The 21,838-nt window shown below is 69.5% G+C and carries 21 protein-coding genes; 10 read left to right on the top strand and 11 right to left on the bottom strand.

Going from position 1 to position 21,838, the window contains the following annotated elements; all coding sequences use genetic code 11:
- Positions 1-5: 5 nt before the first annotated feature.
- Together HEQ22_RS15425 and hemC are read right to left on the bottom strand one after the other, a co-directional pair.
- The gene (locus tag HEQ22_RS15425) at positions 6-695 is read right to left on the bottom strand and encodes a uroporphyrinogen-III synthase (protein WP_432768719.1); all 690 of its coding nucleotides are present in this window, start codon (positions 693-695) and stop codon (positions 6-8) included.
- A complete protein-coding gene (gene hemC / locus HEQ22_RS15420; protein WP_432768718.1) occupies positions 692-1,639 on the bottom strand; it encodes a hydroxymethylbilane synthase in 948 nt (315 codons plus the stop codon). The genes HEQ22_RS15425 and hemC overlap by 4 nt, the downstream gene beginning before the upstream one ends.
- A gap of 61 nt (positions 1,640-1,700) precedes the next feature.
- Here hemC and tsaD point away from each other — a divergent pair, with 61 nt between their 5' ends.
- The 3 genes from tsaD to HEQ22_RS15405 all read left to right on the top strand — a co-directional run bounded on the left by tsaD (position 1,701) and on the right by HEQ22_RS15405 (position 5,345).
- A complete protein-coding gene (gene tsaD / locus HEQ22_RS15415) occupies positions 1,701-2,735 on the top strand; it encodes a tRNA (adenosine(37)-N6)-threonylcarbamoyltransferase complex transferase subunit TsaD (protein WP_432768717.1) in 1,035 nt (344 codons plus the stop codon).
- A complete protein-coding gene (locus HEQ22_RS15410) occupies positions 2,732-3,739 on the top strand; it encodes an NAD(P)H-dependent glycerol-3-phosphate dehydrogenase (RefSeq protein WP_432768716.1) in 1,008 nt (335 codons plus the stop codon). Before tsaD ends, HEQ22_RS15410 begins: the two co-directional genes overlap by 4 nt.
- Positions 3,740-3,815: 76 nt before the next feature.
- The gene (locus HEQ22_RS15405; protein WP_432768715.1) at positions 3,816-5,345 is read left to right on the top strand and encodes a lipopolysaccharide biosynthesis protein; all 1,530 of its coding nucleotides are present in this window, start codon (positions 3,816-3,818) and stop codon (positions 5,343-5,345) included.
- A 223-nt stretch (positions 5,346-5,568) separates the two neighbouring features.
- On the opposite strand, the gene HEQ22_RS15400 is transcribed toward HEQ22_RS15405, so the two are convergent.
- The gene (locus HEQ22_RS15400) at positions 5,569-5,829 is read right to left on the bottom strand and encodes a hypothetical protein (protein WP_432768714.1); all 261 of its coding nucleotides are present in this window, start codon (positions 5,827-5,829) and stop codon (positions 5,569-5,571) included.
- 67 nt (positions 5,830-5,896) lie between these two features.
- Positions 5,897-6,895 (bottom strand): adenosine kinase, encoded by a 999-nt coding sequence (locus HEQ22_RS15395; RefSeq protein WP_432768713.1) that lies wholly within the window; start codon positions 6,893-6,895, stop codon positions 5,897-5,899.
- Positions 6,896-6,940: 45 nt separating this feature from the next.
- Here HEQ22_RS15395 and HEQ22_RS15390 point away from each other — a divergent pair, with 45 nt between their 5' ends.
- Positions 6,941-7,687 (top strand): EI24 domain-containing protein, encoded by a 747-nt coding sequence (locus HEQ22_RS15390; RefSeq protein ID WP_432768712.1) that lies wholly within the window; start codon positions 6,941-6,943, stop codon positions 7,685-7,687.
- The gene (locus HEQ22_RS15385) at positions 7,684-8,073 is read left to right on the top strand and encodes a hypothetical protein (RefSeq protein ID WP_432768711.1); all 390 of its coding nucleotides are present in this window, start codon (positions 7,684-7,686) and stop codon (positions 8,071-8,073) included. Before HEQ22_RS15390 ends, HEQ22_RS15385 begins: the two co-directional genes overlap by 4 nt.
- 34 nt (positions 8,074-8,107) lie before the next feature.
- Here HEQ22_RS15385 and queG read toward each other — a convergent pair whose 3' ends face one another.
- Positions 8,108-9,160 (bottom strand): tRNA epoxyqueuosine(34) reductase QueG, encoded by a 1,053-nt coding sequence (gene queG, locus HEQ22_RS15380; protein ID WP_432768710.1) that lies wholly within the window; start codon positions 9,158-9,160, stop codon positions 8,108-8,110.
- Between the two features lie 78 nt (positions 9,161-9,238).
- On the opposite strand from queG, the gene HEQ22_RS15375 reads away from it, so the two are divergent.
- From HEQ22_RS15375 to HEQ22_RS15355, 5 genes are all read left to right on the top strand, one after another.
- On the top strand, positions 9,239-10,195 hold the full coding sequence (locus HEQ22_RS15375; RefSeq protein WP_432768709.1) for an ABC transporter ATP-binding protein: 957 nt from the start codon (positions 9,239-9,241) through the stop codon (positions 10,193-10,195).
- Entirely contained in the window at positions 10,192-11,436 is a 1,245-nt protein-coding gene (locus HEQ22_RS15370; protein WP_432768708.1) for an ABC transporter permease, read from the top strand. The genes HEQ22_RS15375 and HEQ22_RS15370 overlap by 4 nt, the downstream gene beginning before the upstream one ends.
- Positions 11,437-11,699: 263 nt before the next feature.
- Positions 11,700-12,956: a cytochrome P450 gene (locus HEQ22_RS15365; RefSeq protein ID WP_432768707.1), complete on the top strand. Its 1,257-nt coding sequence runs from the start codon at positions 11,700-11,702 to the stop codon at positions 12,954-12,956.
- Positions 12,957-13,012: 56 nt separating this feature from the next.
- Complete coding sequence (msrB, locus tag HEQ22_RS15360; protein ID WP_432768706.1) at positions 13,013-13,498, top strand: peptide-methionine (R)-S-oxide reductase MsrB; 486 nt, start codon at positions 13,013-13,015, stop codon at positions 13,496-13,498.
- A gap of 177 nt (positions 13,499-13,675) precedes the next feature.
- Positions 13,676-14,065 carry a glycine zipper 2TM domain-containing protein gene (locus HEQ22_RS15355; RefSeq protein ID WP_432768705.1) on the top strand — a complete coding sequence of 130 codons (390 nt, stop codon included), beginning with the start codon at positions 13,676-13,678 and terminating at the stop codon, positions 14,063-14,065.
- A gap of 10 nt (positions 14,066-14,075) precedes the next feature.
- On the opposite strand, the gene HEQ22_RS15350 is transcribed toward HEQ22_RS15355, so the two are convergent.
- The 6 genes from HEQ22_RS15350 to rsmG form a co-directional block, all read right to left on the bottom strand.
- Positions 14,076-16,895: an MSCRAMM family protein gene (locus HEQ22_RS15350; protein ID WP_432768704.1), complete on the bottom strand. Its 2,820-nt coding sequence runs from the start codon at positions 16,893-16,895 to the stop codon at positions 14,076-14,078.
- A gap of 29 nt (positions 16,896-16,924) precedes the next feature.
- Positions 16,925-17,758: a fimbrial biogenesis chaperone gene (locus HEQ22_RS15345; RefSeq protein ID WP_432768703.1), complete on the bottom strand. Its 834-nt coding sequence runs from the start codon at positions 17,756-17,758 to the stop codon at positions 16,925-16,927.
- A 208-nt stretch (positions 17,759-17,966) separates the two neighbouring features.
- Positions 17,967-18,464, bottom strand: coding sequence for a DUF4402 domain-containing protein (locus HEQ22_RS15340; protein ID WP_432768702.1), 498 nt, complete (start codon positions 18,462-18,464; stop codon positions 17,967-17,969).
- A gap of 254 nt (positions 18,465-18,718) precedes the next feature.
- On the bottom strand, positions 18,719-19,675 hold the full coding sequence (locus HEQ22_RS15335; protein ID WP_432768701.1) for a ParB/RepB/Spo0J family partition protein: 957 nt from the start codon (positions 19,673-19,675) through the stop codon (positions 18,719-18,721).
- Positions 19,676-20,458, bottom strand: a complete 783-nt coding sequence (locus HEQ22_RS15330) for a ParA family protein (protein WP_432768700.1) — start codon at positions 20,456-20,458, stop codon at positions 19,676-19,678.
- Positions 20,455-21,117, bottom strand: coding sequence for a 16S rRNA (guanine(527)-N(7))-methyltransferase RsmG (gene rsmG / locus HEQ22_RS15325; protein WP_432768699.1), 663 nt, complete (start codon positions 21,115-21,117; stop codon positions 20,455-20,457). Before rsmG ends, HEQ22_RS15330 begins: the two co-directional genes overlap by 4 nt.
- Between the last annotated feature and the right edge of the window lie 721 nt (positions 21,118-21,838).

The following is a 21,838-nucleotide window of genomic DNA, read 5'->3' as shown; positions in this document are numbered from 1 at the left end:
CGACCCTATTTTTGCCCCTTGTGGCACAAAGCATGGGCCTGTGCCAACATTGCCGCATCGTCGGGGGTCGTGGCAACCGCCACCTCGCCCCAGCCCTCACCCGCCGCAGCAGCCGCGGCGGCGCTGATCGCAACCAGCCTCAGATGCCCGCGCGCCGCCCCCGCCAGCGCCGCGCTGCGTGCCGCGCCGCGCGCCGAATGCGCCAGCACCACCGCCGGCGCCGCGATCAGCTCGCGCCAGACCGGCGTCGGCTCGGCCGGGTCGACCGCGTAACAGGGCAGCGCGGTCAGCGCCGCCCCGCGCGGATCGAAATCCGACCGGTCGCGCCCGCAAAGCCATAATATCCTTCGCACATTTTGCGCCGTCATGGCGTCGATCAGCGCCTGCGCATCGGCCTCGCCGGTCGCTGCCACGCTCAGCCCCACGCCCGCCGCCGCGCGCGCCGTTGCCGCGCCGACCGCATAGGCGGGCAGCGCGGCCAGCGGCGCCAGGCAGGGTCCGGCCAGCCGCGGCGCCTGCGCGCTCGTCAGCAGCAGCGCGTCGAAATGGCGCGCATCGGGCGGGGTCCAGGGCAGCGCCTCTGCGGCGAACAGCGGCGTCGCATAAGCATCGAGACCTTGTGCAAGCGCGCGCGCCACGCTCGCCGCGCCGCCCGGATCGGCGCGCGTCACGAGCAGCGGCAGCCCCGCGCTCATGCCGCGAACAGGCGCCGCACCGATTCGCGCGCTGCGCCGAGCAGCCGGTGCGCGAGCGCCGCGGCCTCGCTGCCATCGGTGACCAGCACATGACCCGCCGCGTGCTCGGCGCCGTCGGCGGAAAAAATCTCGGCGTCGAGCCGCAGCCCCCCGTCGGCCAGCCAGCACGCATGCGCCGCGACCGGCGACCGGCAATCGCCGCCCAGCGCCGCCAGAAAGGCGCGCTCGGCCGCGACCGCCAGATGCGTCGCATCATGGTCGACCGCCGCGACGAGCGCCCGCGTGGCCGAATCGTCGGCGCGGCATTCGATGCCGATCGCGCCCTGCGACGCTGCGGGCAATAGCGTCGCGGCGTCGAGCGACGTCCCGACGTCATACATGCCCAGCCGGTCGAGCCCAGCCGCCGCGAGCAGCGTCGCATCGACCGCGCCCTGCGCGACCTTGCCCAGCCGCGTCGCGACGTTGCCGCGCAGCAGCGTCGCGACGATGTCGGGGCGCCGCCGCCGCACCTGCGCGGCGCGGCGCGGGCTGCTCGTCCCCAGCCGCGTGCCCTGCGGCAGGTCGGCGAGCGAGGTGGCGGTCCAGTCGCCGCGCACCACCAGCCGGTCGCGCGGATCGGCGCGCTCGAGCATCGCGGCGAGTGCGAAGCGCGGGTCGCGGATCGTTTCGACATCCTTCAGGCTGTGGACCGCGATGTCGATCGCCCCGGCGTCAAGCGCCGCGTCGAGTTCGCGCGTCCAAAGCGCCTTGCCGCCGACCTCGGCGAGCGCGCGGTCCTGGATCCGGTCGCCGGTCGCGGTCATCGGCACGATCCGCAGCGCCGCGGGATCGAGGCCATGCGCCGCGATCAGCGCCGCGGCGGCCATGTTCGCCTGCGCCAGCGCCAGCGGCGAGGCGCGCGTGCCGATGCGCAGCGGATGGGCGGGGGTAGGAAGATCGGTCATCCCCCGCTGCTAGCGTGGCTTGCCCTGGCAATAAAGGGGCGGGTAAGGGGGACGCAACAATATGTCTCTAATCCTCGGCCTCGAATCGAGCTGCGACGAAACCGCGGCAGCGCTCGTCGACAGCGACCGGCGCATCCTCGCGCACCGCGTCGCGGGGCAGGAGGCCGAGCATCGCCCCTATGGCGGCGTCGTGCCCGAGATTGCGGCGCGCGCGCATGTCGATCGCCTCGCGCCGATCGTCGCCGCGGTCCTCGCCGACGCCGGCGTCTCGCTCGCCGACGTCGATGCGATCGCCGCGACCGCCGGGCCGGGGCTGATCGGCGGGGTGATGGTCGGGCTGGTCACCGGCAAGGCGCTGGCCCACGCCGCGAACAAGCCGCTGATCGCGGTCAACCATCTCGAGGGCCATGCGCTCAGCCCGCGCCTCGTCGATCCGACCCTTGCGTTTCCCTATCTGCTGCTGCTCGTCTCGGGCGGCCACTGCCAGCTGCTGCTCGTCAACGGCGTCGGCGATTATCGCCGCCTCGCGACGACGATCGACGATGCCGCGGGCGAAGCGTTCGACAAGACCGCCAAGCTGCTCGGCCTCGGCTATCCCGGCGGCCCCGCGGTCGAGCGCCTCGCCGCAGACGGCAACCCGCGCGGCGTGCCGCTGCCGCGCCCGCTGGTCGGCAGCGCCGAGCCGCATTTCTCCTTCGCCGGCCTCAAGAGCGCGGTCTCGCGCGCCGCGGCGTCGGGCGCGCATGACGTCGCCGACCTCGCGGCGTCGTTCCAGCAGGCGGTGGTCGACTGCCTCGTTGACCGCAGCCGCATCGCGCTCGCCGCCTGTCCCGATGCAACCGCCTTCGTCGTCGCGGGCGGCGTCGCCGCCAATGGCGCGATCCGCGCGGCGCTCACCACGCTCGCCGGCGAATATGGCAAGCCCTTCGTCGCGCCCCCCTTGTGGCTGTGCACCGACAATGGCGCGATGATCGCCTGGGCTGGCGCCGAGCGCTTTGCCGCGGGGCTCACCGACCCGCTCGACACCATCGCGCGGCCGCGCTGGCCGCTCGATCCCGATGCGGAAACCGTGCGCGGCGCCGGGGTCAAGGCATGAAGCGCGACAGCATGGCGCCATACCGCAACTTCGGCGTCGTCGGCGGGGGCGCGTGGGGGACCGCGCTCGCGCAGCTGCTCGCCGCCGGCGGCGCGCCGGTGCGGCTGTGGGCGCGCGAGGCCGATGTGGTCGCGGCGATCAACGCCGACCATCGCAACCCGCTGTTCCTGCCCGGCGCGGCGCTTGCGCCATCGCTGACCGCCACCGCCGACCTCGCTGATCTCGCCGCCTGCGACGCCTTGCTCGTCGTCGTCCCGGTGCCCTTCCTGCGCGCCGTGCTCGCCGATCTGCCCGCGGGCGACGCGCCGCTGATCTTCTGCAGCAAGGGGATGGAGGCGGGCAGCTTTGCCTTTCCGATCGACATCGCGCGCGACCTTTGCCCCGCCCGCCCGCATGCGGTGCTGTCGGGACCGACCTTCGCGCACGAAGTCGCCGCCGGGCTGCCCACCGCGATCACCCTCGCCGCCGCCGACGCCGCGACCGCCGATGCGATCGCGCGCGCGATCGCGCAGCCGCATTTCCGCCCCTATGTCTCGACCGACGTCATCGGCGCCGAGATCGGCGGCGCGGTCAAGAATATCCTCGCCATCGCGTGCGGCATCGTCGACGGCGCCGGGCTCGGGCTCAACGCGCGCGCCGCGCTGATCAGCCGCGGTTTTGCCGAAATGACGCGCTTCGGGCTGGCGCGCGGCGCGCAGGCCGAAACCCTCGCCGGGCTCGCCGGGCTCGGCGACCTCGTCCTCACCTGCACCTCGTCGAACTCGCGCAATTTCGCGCTCGGCCAGGGCCTCGGCCGCGGCGAGGCGGCGGCGACGCTGATGGCCGACCGCCGCACCGTTGCCGAGGGCGCGTTCAGCGCCCCGGTCGTCGCGGCGGCGGCGCGCGCCGACGGCATCGACATGCCGATCACCGACGCGGTCGCGCGGCTCGTTGCCGGCGAAACCCGCGTCGCCGAGGCCGTTCAGGCCTTGCTCAGCCGCCCGCTGCGACCCGAGGGCCGGTGACCGGATGCAGCAATTTGCCTGCGCTCCCTTGCCGCGCTAGACTGCGCGGCGGGGACCAGCAGAAGGGGCGGCGGGCTTGAGCCAGACGGATAGCGCAGCCGCGCCCACATCGCCCGGCGCCCCCGCGGGCGATGCCGACACCGCCGCGCTCGCCAAGGGCGGGCGCACCAATTTCTTCGGCTTCATCCTGCGCCTCGTCGCCCGCCTGCCCTTCCTCTATGTCGCGGGTCGCTGGTACGGCCCCGAAGCGGTCGGGCGCTTCGCCTTCGCGGTGCTCGTCATCGAACTCGTCGCGCAGCTTGCGACCCTCGGGCTGAAGCGCGGCCTCGCCGAACAGCTGAGCGCCCCCGGCGCCGATCACCGCACCGTCGTGTGGGACGGCATGTTCGTTGCCCTCCTCGCCTCGGCCGCCGGCTCGGCGATCCTCTTTGCGCTGCCCCAGCTCATGTATCCCGCCGGCGACGTCGGCGGCGCCGATCGCTGGATGGCGCTGCTCGTCTTTGCGATCGCCGGCACCGACATCGCGCTCGCCGCCTGCGCCTATCGTTTCGACATCGCCGCGACGGTGCGCGCGCGCGCCGTCGTCGAACCCTGGGTGATCAGCGCCGCGGCGGCCGGATTCTGGTTCGTGTCGGTCAAGGACGGACTGATGCTGTCCTATGCCGCCGCGATGGTCGGCGCCTTCCTGACCGCGCTGTGGCCGATGCTGCGCCACTATGGCGGGCCAAAGGGGTGGCAGCCGCACCCGGCGCACCTGATCGCCGTGGCGCGGCGCAACGCGCCGCTCGCCGCCGCCGACGCGATCGAGTGGGGGACGCGGCGGCTCGACCTGTTCATCCTCGGCCAGTTCACCTCGCCGACGATCTACGGCATTTATTACATGGCACAGCAGGTCGCCTCGCTGCCGCAAAAGCTGAAGACCAGTTTCGAACCGATCCTCGGCCCGGTCATCACCCGCAACCTCGCCGAAAAGAAGCTCGCGGCGGTCGCGGCGCAGGTCAGCCAGGTCGGTTTCTGGATCATCGCCGCGCAGGCCGGGGTCGCGCTCGCGCTTGGCATTCCGGGCGAAGCGGTGATGGGCCTCGTCGGCCCCGAATTCGTCAGCGGCACCGCCGCGCTCGCCTTCCTGCTCGCCGCCGAGGTCGTCGCCGCCACCGCGGTCGTCAGCGAAGCGGCGCTCGTCTATGTCGCGCGCCACCGCAACCTGCTCATCAGCCTCGCGACGCTCGCGCTCCAGGCGGTGCTCAGCGTCGCGCTGATCCTCGTCGCGCAGTCGATGGGCTTGCCGCCGATCTATTATGCCGCGGCGGTTGCGCTCGCGCTGATGATCGCGCTCGGGTTCGCCTCGCTCGTCAAGGCGCGGCTGCTCGCGCGGCTGCTCGGGGCGCCGGTCAACAGCCTGCGCTGGGCGCTCGTCTGGGCGACCGCGGGCGCCGCGGTGCTCGGCTGGGGCGCGACCCAGCTGCCCGAATGGGCCGAACTGCTCATCGGGGTGCCCTTCATCCTCGCTATCTATGCCTGGCTGATCTGGACCCGCGGCTTCGGCCCCGCCGACCGGGAGCTGTTCAAGAAGCATCCCGAACCGGCGGCACCGGCCGCCGGCTAAAGCGTCGAGCGCCAAATCGGCAACCTTCAATTCCGTCGGCGACCTTCAATTCCGCTCGTGTCGAGCGAAGTCGGAACACGTTTGGAACGCGCCCACATATCGGGGTGTCTCGACTTCCACTGAAAGTGGACGTTTATCCTGAGCGTCGACCAGGGCAGTCGAAGGGTTCGACACGAACGGGCAGATCGCTCAGATCAAACGCACGCCGCGTTGAAATCTTTGCCTACTTCACGGCTTCCTGCGCCGCGTCGCCGACATCCTGCGCGGCATCGCCAACCTTTTGCGCCGCTTCGGTGATCGCGCCCGTCTCGGCCTGTTCGTTGCCGAGGAACTGGAACGCGACGAAGCCTGCGACCGCCAGCGCGACGAGCAGGATCAGCATCATGCCCATCCCGCCGCCGCTGCGCCGCGGTTCGCGATCGACGATCGTCGTGGTGTGCGTCGTCCCGTCGGGGTCGCGCGTGGTGTGGATTTCATCGGTCATGGCAAGCCTCCTGTTCGCTGATGGCGAATAGCACGCCCCGCGCCGCGGAAGGTTCCTGCCCGATGCCCTAGCCCAGCCGTTCGGCGACCTTCGCCTTCAGGTCGGTCTGCGCCCGCGGGCCGACCTGCGCGATGATCTCGCGCGCGCAGACCGCACCCATCGTCAGGCAGTCGGCGACCGGCCGCCCTTCGGCGACGCCCGCCAGGAATCCCGCGGCGAACAGGTCGCCGGCGCCAGTGGTGTCGACGACGGTGTCGATCGGCTCGGCGGCAACCTCGCTGCGTTGCCCGCCGCTCACCGCGACCGCGCCATGTTCGCCGCGCGTCGCGACCAGCAACGGCACGTCGGCGGCGACCTTGGCCAGCGCGGTTTCGAAATCGGCTTCGCCGGCGAGCTCGAGCAGCTCGGCCTCATTGGCGAACAATATGTCGATTTCGCGCGCTGCGGTCATGCGGCGGAAATCCTCGCCATGCCCCGCAACGACGAAGGTGTCGGACAGGGTGAAGGCGACGCGCCGGCCGGCGGCGCGCGCGATGGCGATCGCTTCGGCCATCGCGGCGCGCGAGGCGTCGGCGTTCCACAAATAGCCCTCAAGATACAGGATGTCGGCCGCGGCGATCAGCTCGGCGTCGAGCGATTCGCGGCCCAAATTCTGCGACGCGCCGAGGAAGGTGTTCATCGTCCGCTGCCCGTCGGGGGTGACCAGGATCAGGCAGCGCGCGGTCGGCCCGCCGTCCGACGACGGCGGCGTGTCGAACGCGACGCCCAGCGCGGTCAGATCGTGGGTGAACACCTGCCCCAGCTGATCGCTCGCCACCTGGCCGATGAAACCGCAGCGCCGCCCCAGCGCCGCCATCCCGGCCAGCGTGTTCGCCGCGCTGCCGCCCGACATTTCGACCGCCGGACCCATCTCCGCATACAGCCGCGTCGCCTCATCGGCGTCGATCAGCCGCATCGACCCTTTGGTCAGCCCTTCGGCGGTGATCAGCGCATCGTCGGCGCGGGCAAGCACATCGACGATCGCATTGCCGATAGCGACGACGTCGAAACGGGCGGAAGAGGCCATGAAATATCCTGACGGGTAAGAAAAAAGCTGGGCGGGGCCTTAGGGATGGCGGCGCGGCAAGGCAAGCGCGCGCTTGACGAACCCGCCGCCGCCGCGCCATCGCACCGCATGACCCGCGCCCTCCATGCCCTGCTGCTCGCGCTGCGCGACCTGCCGCACCGCCGGGTGCTGCGCGTCCTCGTCGCCAGCCTGACGTGGACGATGCTCCTCCTCGGCGCGGCCGGCACCGTGCTGTTCGCCGCGGTCCGCTGGGCGCTGGAGCGCTGGCAATGGCTCGACGGCGCGGCCCTCGACATGGCCGGGGTGCTGGCCGCACTGGCGCTGGTCGCCGCGGGCTGGCTGCTCTTTCGCGCCGTCGCGATCGTCGTCATCGGCCTGTTCGCCGATACGATCGTCGCCGATATCGAAGCGCGGCATTATCCCGGCGCCGCGGCGCGCGCGGTCGAGGTGGGGTGGCGCGGGAACGTCGCGCTCGCCGCCGCGTCGCTCGCCCGGCTGGCGCTCGGCAACCTCGCCGCGCTGCCCTTCTATGTCCTGCTGCTCGTCACCGGGGTCGGCACGCTGCTGCTCGCGCTCGCGGTCAATGCGCTGCTGCTCGGCCGCGATCTTGAGGCGATGGTGATCGCCCGCCATCCGGGCCACCCGCGCCTCGACCGGTCGGCGCGCTGGTCGCTCGGGCTGCTGTCCGCCGCAAGCTTCCTGGTGCCCGTCGCCAATCTGTTGGCCCCAATCCTCGGCGCGGCTATGGCGGTCCATATGCTGCACCTGCGCAACGGGGATCCCCAGACATGATTCAGACCCGCCGCCCGGCCCCGCTCGCCGGTCCTCTCCTGCTTCTCGGCGCGCTGTCGCTCGCCGCCTGCGCCGGCCCGGCGATCCCGCGCGCAGCGCCGCCGCGCGCCACCGCACCGCCGCCCACCGTCGTGCGCCCGGTCCAGAACAACGCGCTGATCGGCAGCAGCGCCGACGCGGTCGGGCGGATGTTCGGCAAACCGCGGCTCGACGTCACCGAGGGCGCCGGCCGCAAGCTGCAATTTGCCGGCGCCGCCTGCATCCTCGACATTTATTTTTATGCCCCGCGCGCCGGCGCCGATCCGGTGGCGACGCATGTCGACGCCCGCACCCCCGACGGCCGAAATGCCGAAGTGAACAGCTGCGCCCAGTCGATCCAGCGCTAAGCGCTGGGAACCGTTCGCTAATCCGGGTGCGGCGTCATGGCGCCAGCTCGGCGAGCGCCCATGCCGCCGCCTCGGCGACCATCGGCGACACGTCGGCGGTCAGCCGCTCCAGCGGCGCGCGAAACCCCGCGTCGCCGCTGTTCCCCGCCGCGATCGCTGCGTTGCGGACCATCCGGTTGCGCCCGATCCGCTTGATCGGCGAACCCGCGAACACCTGCCGGAACCCGGCATCGTCGAGCGCCAGCAGGTCGGCGAGCGACGGTGCCGCCAGCTCGGCGCGCGGCAGAAAGGCGCGGTGCGCGTGCGCGGTTTCGGCGAACTTGTTCCACGGACAGGCGGCCAGGCAGTCGTCGCAGCCATAGACGCGATTGCCGATGCCGCGCCGCAGCTCGGGCGCGATCGGCCCGTCATGCTCGATCGTCAGATACGAGATACAGCGCCGCGCATCGAGCCGATAGGGCGCCGGAAAGGCGTCGGTCGGGCACGCGTCCTGGCACGCCGAACAGCTGCCGCAGCGGTCGCTCCCCGGTGTCGCTGGCGCCAGATCGAGCGTCGTGTAGATGGCGCCAAGGAACAGCCAGCTGCCATGCTCGCGGCTGACCAGATTGGTGTGCTTGCCCTGCCACCCCAGCCCCGCCGCCGCCGCCAGCGGCTTTTCCATCACCGGCGCGGTGTCGACGAACACCTTGACCCCCGCCCCCGGCGCCTCGGCGACCAGCCAGCGCGCGACATGCTTCAGCGCCTTCTTGACGACGTCATGATAATCGCCGCCCTGCGCATAGACCGAGACGCGCCCGCGATCCGGATGGGCGCCCAGCGCGCGCGGGTCGTACGCGGGGGCATAGCTCATGCCGAGCGCGATCACCGATTGGACCTCGGGCCACAGCCCCTGCGGCGAGCCGCGCTCGGCGGCGCGGCTTTCCATCCAGATCATGTCGCCATGGCAGCCGTCGGCCAGCCAACGGTTCAGCCGCGCCGCGGTTTCGGGCGCCGCATCGGCGCGCGCGATGCCGCACGCGACAAAACCATGCGCGCGCGCGACGTCCACAAGGCGCTGTTCCAGCGAGGGCAAGGCTTCGGCAACCATTGCCGCTCTATACGCGAGGCGCCTGTCCATGCCATATGGCTGTGATACCCCCTTCCCGCAGTTGTTCAGGGACGAGATTTGACCGAGTTCAGCGTCGAGGCCACTGGCCTCACCAAATATTTCGGCGGCTTCAAGGCGGTCGACCAGGTGTCTCTCGCTGTCCCGGCGGGCAGCATCTATGGCGTGCTCGGCCCCAATGGCGCCGGCAAGACGACCAGCCTGCGCATGACGCTCGGCATCATCGATCCCGACGCGGGCACCAGCCGGCTGTTCGGCGACCAGCGGCCGCAGGCGGTGCGCCACCGCGTCGGCTACCTGCCCGAAGAGCGCGGGCTGTATCCGGGCATGAAAGCGCGCGAGGCGATCGCCTTCATGGGCGCGCTGCGCGGCCTCGACTGGTCCGAAGGCCGCCGCCGTGCCGCCACCTTCATGACCGAACTCGCGCTCGAGCGCGTCATCGACGAAAAGATCCGCAAGATGTCGAAGGGCATGGCGCAGATGATCCAGCTGATCGGCTCGATCGTCCACGCCCCCGACCTCATCGTCCTCGACGAGCCGTTCTCCGGCCTCGACCCCGTCAACCAGGAACGGCTCGAGATGCTGGTCAAGCGCGAGCGCGATCGCGGCGCGACGATCCTGTTTTCGACCCATGTCATGGCGCACGCCGAACGGCTATGCGACCGGCTTGCGATCATCGCCCGCTCGCAGCGCCGCTTCGAGGGCACCGTCGACGAGGCGCGCGCGCTGCTGCCGATGCAGGTGCGCTACACCCCGCGCGACGGCAGCGACGTCGCCGCCATCGCCGCGCTGCTGCCCGCCGGCGCCGAGCGGCACGGCGAGGCATGGCATTTCGCGATCGACGACGGCGCCGTCGAGCCGCTGCTGTCGCGCATCACCGCGAGCGGGCTTGGGGTCGCCGGGCTGGCGATCAGCCGCCCGGCGCTGCACGACGCCTTCGTCCATATCGTCCGCCAGGTCGACGCCGGCTTCACCGCCGACGCGGCGGGCGACGCGGTAGAGGAGGCGCTGGCATGACCCCCTTCCTGCGCAACATGCTCGTCATCGCGCGGCGCGATTTCCTCGCCATCGTCGCCACCCCGACCTTCCTCCTCTTCCTGCTTGCGCCGCTGTTCATGATCGGCATGGGGCTCGCGGGCGGCATGGGCGCCTCGCAGCTCGCCGACAGCGCGCGCGGCGCCGGGCGCATCGTCGTCATCGCCGATCCCGCCGATATCGAGGCGCTGCGCGCCGCCGACCTCCGGCTACGCGACGCGCTGCCGCGCGAACCGGCGCTGCTCGAACTGCGCGTCGCCACCACCACCGCCGATCCGCTCGCCATCGCCAGGGAAAAGGGCAGCGACACCTATGCGGTGATGAGCGGCCCGCTCGCCAGCCCGCGCATCGTCGAGCGCGAGGCCGACAGCAGCTCGGGGCGCTATCTCGCACTGCTCGCCGGCGAAGTCCTGCGCAGCCGCGCCGCCGGCAACCTGCCCGCGGTCGCCCCGCGGTTCGAGGCGGTCGCCAGCGGCGGCACCAGCATCGCAGTGCAGCAGTCGCTCGGCTTCGGCGCGGTGTTCGTCATCTTCCTGCTCACCCTGCTCCTCGCCGGCCAGACGGTCAGCTCGCTCGCCGAGGAAAAGGGCAACAAGGTGATCGAGATTCTCGCCGCCGCGGTGCCGCTCGAAAGCGTGTTCCTCGGCAAGCTGCTCGGTTTCTTGGGCGTCGCGGTGCTGTTCATCGCCTTCTGGATCTTGATGGCCACGGTCGGCGGGCTCGTCGCCGCGACCCAGATCGATCCCGCGGCGCTCGCCGCGGCGGGCAAGGCCGGCAAGGCGGCGAGCGCGCTCGCGGCGACTCCGGCGACCGGCTGGGGCTTTTTCCTCAGCGCCGGTTTCCTCTATTTCGTCATGTCCTTCCTGCTCCTCGGCGCGGTGTTCCTCGGCGTCGGCGCGCAGGCGGCGACGGTGCGCGAGATCCAGATGCTCAGCCTGCCGATCACCATTTTCCAGGTCGGCATGTTCAGCCTCTCGGCCGCCGCCGCCAGCGCGCCGGGCAGCAATCTCGCGCATTTCGCGCAAATCTTCCCCTTCTCCTCGCCGCTCGCGATGGCGGCGCGCGCCGCGACCGACGAGAGTATCGGCGTCCATCTGCTCGCGTTCGGCTGGCAGGCGCTGTGGGTCGCGCTCGTCGTCTTCGTCGCGGTGCGCCTGTTCCGCGCCGGGGTGCTCGGCAGCGGCAACGGCTGGAAATTCTGGCGGCGAAAGACCGGGAATTAGACTCGCGCCGAGGCGCAGAGGTCGCAGAGAAATTGGTTCACGCGGAGACGCGGAGACGCGGAGAAACAGGATCGGCGGCCTTGCCGCCCTTCATCTCTTCCTCCGCATTCTCTGCGCCTCTGCGCGAATTTTTTTCTGCTCCGCGTCTCCGCGTCTCCGCGTGAACCGAATCACCACTTCGGCCTGCCCATTGACAGAACTGTAAATAGTGGCATTCTGCAACTGAATCGGCCGCGCCAGACGGCCACGCAGAGGAGCAGCCCATGGCCACCCAGATTCGCGAAACCCCGATTGCCGAAAATCCGCTCGACGTCAGCCGCGCCGAATTGTGGAGCGAGGACCGCTGGCAGGAGCCGATGCGCCAGCTGCGCACCGAATCGCCGATCTATCGCTGCGAAGATTCGAAATTCGGCCCCTATTGGTCGGTGACCACCTACAAGCCGATCCAGCATATCGAGGCGCTGCCCAAGGTCTTTTCCTCGTCGTGGGAATATGGCGGCATCACCGTCGCCGGCGACGGCGTCGAACATCTCAAAGAGGGCGAAATCCCGATGCCGATGTTCATCGCGATGGACCCGCCGCAGCACACCGCGCAGCGCCGCACCGTCGCGCCCGCCTTCGGCCCCTCCGAAATCGAACGGATGCGCGACGAAACCCAGGCGCGTACCGCGGCGCTGATCGACACGCTGCCGATCGGCGAAAGCTTCGACTGGGTCGAACGGCTGTCGATCGAACTCACCACCGACATGCTCGCGATCCTGTTCGATTTCCCGTGGGAGGAACGCCACCGGCTCACCGGCTGGTCCGACGCGCTCGGCGACATCGAAAGCTTCGACACCCTCGAAAAACGCCAGATCAGGCTCGGCAAGGCGTTCGAAATGGGCGCCGCCTTCAAGCAATTGTGGGATGCCAAGGCGCAAAACCCCGGCCAGCACGACCTGATTTCGATCATGCTGCAATCCGACGCGATGAAGCATATGAGCGAGAATGAGTTCATGGGGAACCTCATCCTGCTGATCGTCGGCGGCAACGACACGACGCGCAATTCGATGTCGGCCTATGCTTACGGCCTGCACAGCTTCCCCGAAGAACGCGCGAAGCTCGAGGCGAACCACGATCACGACCTCGCGGTCAACGCGATGCACGAAATCCTGCGCTGGCAGACCCCGCTTGCGCACATGCGCCGCACCGCGGCCGAGGATACCGAATTGTTCGGCCACCAGATCAAGGCGCGCGACAAGATCGCGCTTTGGTACGCCTCGGCGAACCGCGACGAGAGCATCTTTCCCGACGGCGACAAAATCATCGTTGACCGCGAAAATGCCCGCCGCCATCTCGCCTTCGGCTACGGCATCCACCGCTGCGTCGGCGCCCGCGTCGCCGAGCTGCAGCTCACGACCCTGATCTCCGAGATGCAGAAGCGCCGCCTGCGCGTGAATGTCCTCGAAGAGCCCGAGCGCGTCCACGCCAGCTTCGTCCACGGCTACCGCCACATGAAGGTCGAGCTCGAGAAATATTGACGGGTCGGTGAAACCGCACGCGCTTTGCGTCCGTATCAGGTGCAAGGAGCCGGAACATGATCGAACGGCGTTATCTCATTGGCGGCCTCGCGCTCGGCGGCGCGCTCATCGGCGCCCCGCTGCTTTTCGCGAAATCGTCGCGCCCCGCCGCGGCGAAGGGCTGGCAACTGTCCGATGCGGACTGGAAAAAGCGCCTGACCGCGATGCAGTATAGCGTCCTGCGCGAAGCGGCGACCGAACGGCCCTATTCCAGCCCGCTCGACAAGGAAAAGCGCACCGGCACCTTCCTGTGCGCCGGCTGCGCGCTGCCGCTCTATGCCAGCAAGACCAAATATGACAGCCGCACCGGCTGGCCCAGCTTCTGGGCGCCGCTGCCCAATGCGATCGCCACCGCGACCGACTACGACCTCGGCTATCCGCGCACCGAAGTCCATTGCCGCCGCTGCGGCGGCCACCTCGGCCATGTCTTCAACGATGGGCCGAAGCCGACCGGCAAGCGCTATTGCATGAACGGCGCCGCGATGACCTTCCGCCCCGCTTAGGGGTCTGGCGACCCCTCCCGCCTGACGCGCCACGCCGACCGGCGGGTCCGGTCGCGGCGGACCGCCCCGAAACGCCGCCGAACCGACGCGCGCCGTGCCGTCCGACCGCGGTAGTTCAGCGGAGCGCCATCTTCGCTTACCTAATCTTGGCCATGGGACCAAGACGGGAGAAGACAGATGTTCCTGCTCAAGAAACTGGCGCTGACCGCGCTGCTCGGCGCGAGCACCATCGCCGCGCTACCTGCCGACGCCGACGCGCGCGACCGGCATCATCGCCATTCCTATTATGGCGACAATGACCGGTATCGCGATTACCGGCGCGACTATCGCCGCGATTACCGCCGGGACTATCGGCGCGATTATCGCCGCAGCCACTATCGCGACCGCCGCTATTACAACTGCCGACGTGGCGACGGCACCGCCGGGCTGATCATCGGCGGCGCCGCCGGGGCGCTGCTCGGCCGCGAGGTCGACCGTTATGGCGATCGCGTGCCGGGCACGATCATCGGCGGCGCGGCCGGCGCATTGATCGGGCGCGAAGTCGCGCGCGGCGGCCGTCGCTGCTAAGGTCCTGACCTTAGGGTAATATGTCCTGATCGGGCGGCGGGTCGCCGGTCGCGCTCGGCGCGGCCGGTGGCCCGCGCGCATCGTTGCCCGGCCCGCGCGGCGCCGCATCGCCGCTCGCCAGGCTGCGCGGCAGCGGCTTCAGCGCCACCGTGACCAGCCGGACGCGCGGGGTCGCCTTGCCCGGCACCGCGGCGCGCACGAACCCGGGGTCGAGCCGCAGCGCCGCCGCCGACGCTTTCGCCAGCTGCACGGTGTACCGCCCGTACGCCACCCCCTCGAACAGAAAATAGCCGTCGAATTCGCTGAGCGTGGAGGCACGAACGCGCCCTTCGGCATCGACCAGCTCGATCGCCAGCCCCTCGATCGGATTGCCGCCGTCACGGATCGCGACACCCTCGATTTCGCCCGCCGCCGCCATCGGCAGCGCGACGCGCACCGCGACCCCGGGGCGCGGGGTGACGACGACCCCGGGCAGCGCCGGCTGGACATAGGGATCGGGCAGGCTGCCGGCATCGATTCCGATCATCACCGGCCGGAACGGCTCCAGCCCGTCGATCGTCGCGCGCCCGCCCGCGTCGGTCGCGGCGTCGACCCAGGCGTTGCCCGCGGTCAGCGATACCCCCGGCATCGCAGCTTCGCCGGGCTGGCGCACCCCGTCGCCATTGTCGTCCATGAACACATCGGCGGTCACCTGACCGCGGCCGCCCAGCTTCTCGCTCGACACCCGCCAGCCGCCGCCGGCGGGGTTGGGGCCAAAGCTGAAGGCAAGCGACAGCGACGCCGCGACCGACCCGTCGCTCGCCACTTCGCCAAAGCCGGCAAGCTGTAACCTCTTGAACCGGCGCGTATATCCGATGCCGGCCCGCGCCCGGTCCAGCCCCTTGTCATAGCCGAGTTCGGCGCGCCATTCGGCGTCGCCCTTGCCCGCCCATTCGCCGATCAACGTCATCCGCGAATCGGCGTTGTCGCCCGACAGCGCCAGCCGCGCCTCCCCGCGCAGGCGGACGCGGCCGATGCGCGCGTTGGCGAGCAGGCTCGCGGTCAGATTGTCGGGCGGGTCGGGGCCGACCGGCACTTTGGTCCGCGCCCAGTCGAGCTGGCCGGTGAAGGTGAGCGCGCGAAAACTCGCCGAGGCGCGCGCCGACGCCTCGAGGCTCGAAATCCCCGAGCGGCGATCGACCTGCCGCACGTCGAAGTGCAGCGGCAGCACCGTCCGCCCCAGCTTGACCGACTGATCGAGCGAGATTGAATATATGCCGTTGATATTGTTGATGAAACGGTCGGAGACGAAGCCGCCCCAGCCGCGCATCGCATCGGCGCGGATATAGGTTTCGCCGAACGCTGCGAGCCAGCTCGCACGCACCGAACCCGCGCCGCCCTCTGGACCCGACGCATCCGAATAGGCGCCGGCGATTTCGAGCAGGGTCGGACCGATCGAGCGACGCAGCGCCGCTTCGCCATAGTTGCGCCGGACGTTCTCGATCATCAGGCTGTGAAAATAAAGCGACGCCGACGTCCGCGTGGTCAGCCCTCGTTCGATTCCCACCGTCCCGCGCCAGCCGCGGCGAAAGGTCTGTCGGCGATTGCCGAATTCAACCAGGTCGGCGTTTTCCTGCGCGACCCCGGCCCAATACCAGGTCTCGCGCGGCGGGATCGAATCCACCCCGACCTGCAGCTGGCGGATCTCGCGGCGGATCTGCCCCTGCGGCCCGTACAGCACGATTTCGAAGCGGTTCGTGCCATATTGCAGCGGCACGTCGAGGAACTCGTAGCGGCCGTCACCGTTCGGGCTGGTGAAGGCGAGCAATTGTCCGTTGCGATACAGTTCGGCGTCCCATCCCGCGGGCAGGTCGCCGCGAAAGCTCGTCTTGTCGAAGCTGTCGGGGCGCTCGACCGGGCGGTTGGTCAGCACCGCGCCGCGCCCCGGCGCCGATTGCGCGACCAGACCGGTGGACAACAGGCTGACGTCGCCGACCGCATAATGCGTCGCGCGCAGCGGTCCGAGCAGCCGGCCTTCGGGGTCGGTGCGATAGAGCCGCATCCGCAAACTGTCGGGAATCCCCTGCTCGTCGGACGACAGGCGCGCATCGAAACTCTGGCCCAGCACCTCGCCCGCCGCGAAAATCTCGTAGCGCGCCTGGACGTGCGACCCGCCGCGCCGGTCGGCGACGACCCCGGCCGAGGCGACGACGTCGACCGAGGGGGTCGCCCACGCCTGATAGGGGCGCGTTGCCTGCGGCAGGCTGGCCAGGTCGAAACGTTGCTGCGGCCGGATGCCCGCGGCGCGTGCACGGCGTTCGGCGGCGAGCTGGAACGGCAATTTCTGCTTGTCGTCGATGCGCAGCACCGCGTTCGACATGTCGGCGGCGATCGCCACCCCCAGCCATTTCGCGAGCTGGTCCAGGTTGACGCACCAGCCCGCGGGCGTGTCGCGGATCGCGGTCGGCGCCAGCGCGAACAGCTCGCTGCCGATGCGCACCTCGCCGCCGTCGCGGTCGATCACGAAGCCGCGGCGCTCGTCGAACACCCACCCCGTTGCGCGGCGCAACTTCTTGTCGACGCGCACCGCCAGGTCGAGCGCGAGCACCATGTCGGCGAGGTCGACGCACACCCCCTGCGGGGTCTGATAGCCGCGAACCCCGTCGCCGAGCCGGTACTGGCCCGATCGCAGGTCGAACAGCCAGCTGTCGTCCTCGTTCGGCTTCCAGTCGTCGGCAGCAAGCGAAACCGGCGTTTTTTCAATGGCTTTGGCGCCGGTCGGGATCAACCCGGCCAGCGCCAGCACGGCGCAGATCGCCGCTTTCCATCGTTGGAGCGCCGGGCCGGCCACAGCCGCGTCCGCTGTCCGTCCTTACGCGCTCATTTCACCACCCGTTCGGCTTCGTCGATCGTGCCGCCGCCGATCTCGCGGTCCTCGGCATAGCGGATGCGCACCGGGCCGGTCAGCTTCGCCGCCAGCTCGGGCGGCACGCGCAGCGACACGGTGCGCTCGGCGACCTCGGGATAGACCGCGATGCCGCGCGCGACGAGCAGCGGTTCGGCGACCCCCGCCCGCGTCACCTCGATGTCGCCATAGACCGAACGGTTGCCGGTGCGCGCGAGGTCGAAATTGAACGCCGGGCCGTCGGCGGTCGTGCTCACCCACGCTTCGCCGATCGTCGCATCGGCGCCAAGGTCGCCGACGCGCACGATCACCGGGATGGTGATGCCGTAAATCGGGGTCAGCGCGATCGACACACCGCCGCTCGCGGGTTTCGCCGGATCGGTCGCCGCCACCGCATCGGGAACGGCGCGGAACAGCATATGCGCGCGATATTCGCCCGGCGGCGTGCCTTCGGGAACGCGCACCCCGACGCGGATCACCTGCGGCTGGTTCGGCGGCAGGGTGACGCGGCGCGGGCTGAACGCGATCATGCCGAGCGCCGCCTTTTCGGCCTCGCTCGCGTCGGCCTCGGCGATCTCGTCGAGCCCGCCCGCGGCGGTCATCCGCTTGATCTCGAGGCTGATGCGATAGGTCGCCGGCTCGGCGCCGATATTGTTGAGCACCACTTCGGTGCCGCGCGATCCGTCGAGGATCACCCGGGTCGGCGCCACCAGCAGGTCGCCCTGCGCCGCGGCGGGCGCCGCCGGCAGCAAGGCAGCGGCAAACGCAGCCGCAACACACGGGCGCAAACCCTTGATAAACTTCAGCATGGATACGATCCCCACAATCGTGTTCCGGGTCGGCCCACACCGCCCCGATGGTCGCATCCTGTCTGCACCCACATGGTTGATATTTCGCTAACCACGCCGCGAGCGCGGCGCCCGACGACGGAAAAAGGGGCCGCCCGGCGCAAAGCCCGGCGACCCCTGTTTCCGGTGGCGCGCCGCGGCGGCGCGCCGTCCCCCCGGCTGGTAGAGCTTACTGGTAGTTGGCGGTGACGTTGAACGTCCCGGTATAATCGCCCGACGCCTGGTTGGCGCCGACATTGAGCGTGCCGCCGACCTGGAAGCTGCCACCGGTCGCGCCAAGCGTGACGGTCGCGGCCGAATAGCTCAGCGACGACGTCATCGTGCCGCTGATCGATCCGTTGAGCGTGACGCTCGAATCGCCGCCGACGACAACCACCGCACCGTCGGTGCCGGCGATGTTGAAGTTCGCCGCGGTCGTGGTGCCGGTGCAGGTCAGCCCCGCGCCGCAGGTCGCCGCGCCGGCGGTCGACACCGCAACGGTCGAAGCCGTCGCGCCGCTGATGATCGTGGCATATTGCAGGTCGCTGGTGTTGGTGAGCGTGATCTGGCGCAGGATCTTCGCCTTCGCCGTACCCGTGGCCGACGCCGCCTGTGCCGCCGAGGCGTTCATGGCGAGAGCGGCAATAGCGGCACCCAGGAGGGCGCGCTTCATTCCATAGTTGCGCATATGATTTGGTCCCTTGAAACAGTCAAAAGGCAAATGGAAATCCCACCCCATTCGCTGCCGCCCTTCTATCGGCGACCCGTTCAGCTTTTGCCGACAAGCATGGTTAATGACGGATTAGGAATTGATCCGGTTTTCCGAGAAAATCAGAGTTGAATCAATGGCTTACGCCGATATTCAGCCGTTTTCCCTGCCTCGCCGCTATCGCGCAGCGGCCCGAACCGGCACAAATATCGCCCGCACCGCGACCCGATCGCTCAGATCGATTCGCCGCTCAATCGCTGGCAAATCATGTCGAGCTGGTCGAGCGATCCGAATTTCAGCGTCAGCGCGCCCTTGCCGCCGCCGGCATAGTGAATCGCGACACCGATGCCGAGCAACTCGGACAAATGGCGTTCGACCGCGACGATGTCGGGATCGCGGTTGCCGTCGACGCTCTTATATTCGAGCGGCGCCTTGCGCCCGCCGCCCTTGCCGTCGCGCACCAGCGCCTCGACCGCGCGCACCGACAGCCCGTCGCGCACGATCTTGCGCGCGATCTCTTCGGCGCCCGCGGCGCCGATCAGCGCGCGCGCATGCCCCATCGCGAGCGACCCGTCGCCGACCATCGCCTGGACGCTTTCGGGCAGGTCGAGCAGCCGCATCAGGTTGGCGACATGGCTGCGCGACTTGCCGACCAGCTTCGCCAGCGCGTCCTGGCTGTGGCCGAAATCCTCGATCAGACGGCGATAGGCACCCGCCTCTTCGATCGCGTTGAGGTCCTGGCGCTGGATATTCTCGACCAGCGCAATCTCGTAGGTCGCGGCATCGTCGAGCTCGCGGACCAGCGCCGGAATCTGGTGCAGCCCGGCGCGCTGCGCCGCGCGCCAGCGCCGCTCGCCCGCGACGAGCTGATAGCCATCGCCATCCGGCGCGGCGCGCACGATGATCGGCTGAAGCAGCCCGCGGGCACGAATCGAATCGGCCAGTTCGCCGATCGCGGTTTCGTCGAAATGGCGCCGCGGCTGCCCCGGCAGCGGCCGGATCGCGCCGATCGCGACATGCTGCACCGATTCGCCCGCCGCGGGTGCCGGCCGCGCGCCACCGGCGCTCGCTAGCACCGGCGCCTCGACCGCGACATCGCCGAACAGCGCGTTCAGCCCGCGCCCCAGCCCCGACGGCCGCTTGCGCGCCGCCGGCGATCCTGAACCAGTTTCGTCTTTATTATCAACCATTTATGCAGCCTTGCGGACGTTGGGCAGGCGATCGATCAGCTCGCGCGCCAGCGCGATATACGCCGCCGACCCGGCGCAGCGATGATCGTAGATCAGCGCCGGCAGCCCGTGGCTCGGCGCTTCGGACAGGCGGACGTTGCGCGGAATCACCGTCTCGAACACCACCGGCCCCAGCACTTCGCGGACATCGTCCGACACCTGATCGGTCAACCGGTTGCGCCGGTCGAACATCGTCAGCGCGACCCCCAGGATCGTCAGCTTCTGGTTGAACCGCTCGCGCACCCGCTCGACCGTCGTCAGCAACTGGCTCAGCCCTTCGAGCGCGAAAAATTCGCACTGCAGCGGCACGATCAGCGATTCGGCGGCGATCAGCGCATTGAGCGTCAGCATGCCGAGCGACGGCGGACAATCGATCAGGCAGATGTCCCACTGCCCCGCCTCGGCGCCCGACAGCGCCTGTTGCAACCGGTGCAGCCGGTCCTGAAATTCGATCAGCTCGATCTCGGCGCCCGACAGGTCGACCGTTGCGGGCACGATGTCGAGCCGCGGCACTGCGGTCGGGATCGCGCATTCGGCCAGCGTCGCTTCGGCGCGCAGCAGGTCGTAACTCGAATATTCGCGCTGCGCCTGCTTGATGCCGAGGCCGGTCGAGGCATTGCCCTGCGGATCGAGGTCGATGATCAGCGTCCGCCACCCGGTCGCCGCGAGCGCCGTCGCCAGATTGATCGCGGTCGTCGTCTTGCCGACCCCGCCCTTCTGGTTCGCCACCGCTATGCGAATCATCGCGTTCCTCGCTGTTTTGCACCGATTTTGCCGCGTCCGACCAGGATCCGGCTGTCGGGATCGGTGCGACTATGTTCCACGTGAAACAGATTCTGCCACGCCGGCGGCAGCTTGGCCAGTTCCTTAACCGCGTTTCGCCCTTTTGGCAGCAGCCACCGCGTTGATTCGGTGGAAAAACGCGCGGATAAGTCGATCAGCCGGTCGAGCGGCGCAAACGCCCGCGCGCTGATCGTCCCCGCAGCGCGCGTTTCGATGCGCTCCAGCGGCGCCTCGGCGACCTCGACATGCGCCAGCCCCAGCTCGCCCGCCACCGCGCGCAAAAACTCGCACCGCCGCTTGCGCGATTCGACGAGCAGCATCGGTCGCTCGGACAGGATCGCGACCACCAACCCCGGCAGCCCCGCCCCGCTCCCCAGGTCGATCCAAAGCCCCGCGCCGCCCGCATCGAGCGCCAGCAACTGCGCACTGTCGGCGATATGCCGCACCCACAGGGTCGGTATCGTCGATGCTGCGATCAGATTCTGCCGCTCATTCTCGGCCACCAGCATCGCCGCGAACCGCTCGAGCTGCGCCCATTGCGCGACCGTCGGCGAGAAGGCGTCATCCAGCCAGCCCCTCGCCTCGTCCTCGCTCGTCAAAATTCCACCGTCGGCACTCACCAACTTGCCTGTCCTCTATCGCATTATCCCGCGACAGCGGGAAACTGACCTCTTCTTTGCGCCTTTGCGCCTTTGCGCGAGATTTTGAAAGCCTCGCGCAAAGACGCAAAGCCACAACGAACCCCGTAATCATCGAGCCGGTCTCAAACTCGCACCCAGGAGTGGCCGCTATGATCCTCCCCGTGGCGAAGCCATGGGGAGGTGGCAGCGCGAAGCGCTGGCGGAGGGGCTTGGCGCCGCCGTCGAGCGCCTCCATTCGTCGCTGCGCGACAGCGATGATACTTCGCTCTTCGTCTGGAAACGACCGATTGCAAACGCAGCGATCCTCCCCGGCACGGGGAGGGGGACCAGCGAAACTGGTGGAGGGGTACGCGGTGTCGAGCGCTGCGTATGGCCTCGCGTGCCGCTCACCACCCTCCCCCGTAGGGGGGAGGATCGCTCAAAATCCGCGCCCCACCCCAATTCGGACATTTCCACCCTGCCACGCAGGCAGGGCGAGCGCAGAGAAGACGAAAGGGATTCACGCGGAGGCGCGGAAGCGCGGAGTGGCGGCTGTAGCGGATGGATGTAGCGTGGAATGGTCCGGCGATTCCGGCCCTGCATGGCGAGCGGCTGCGCCGCTCTTTCTTTCTTCTCCGCGTCTCTGCGTCTCCGCGTGAACACTATCTTCGTCTCTGCGCTCTCTGCGGCCTCTGCGCGAAATATCTGGAAGGCGGCATTC

The organism is Sphingopyxis sp., from assembly GCF_050916055.1.
Classification (GTDB): Bacteria; Pseudomonadota; Alphaproteobacteria; order Sphingomonadales; family Sphingomonadaceae; genus Sphingopyxis.
Note: the sequence above shows the minus strand (reverse complement) of the source record. Positions and strands in the feature narration are given on the sequence as shown.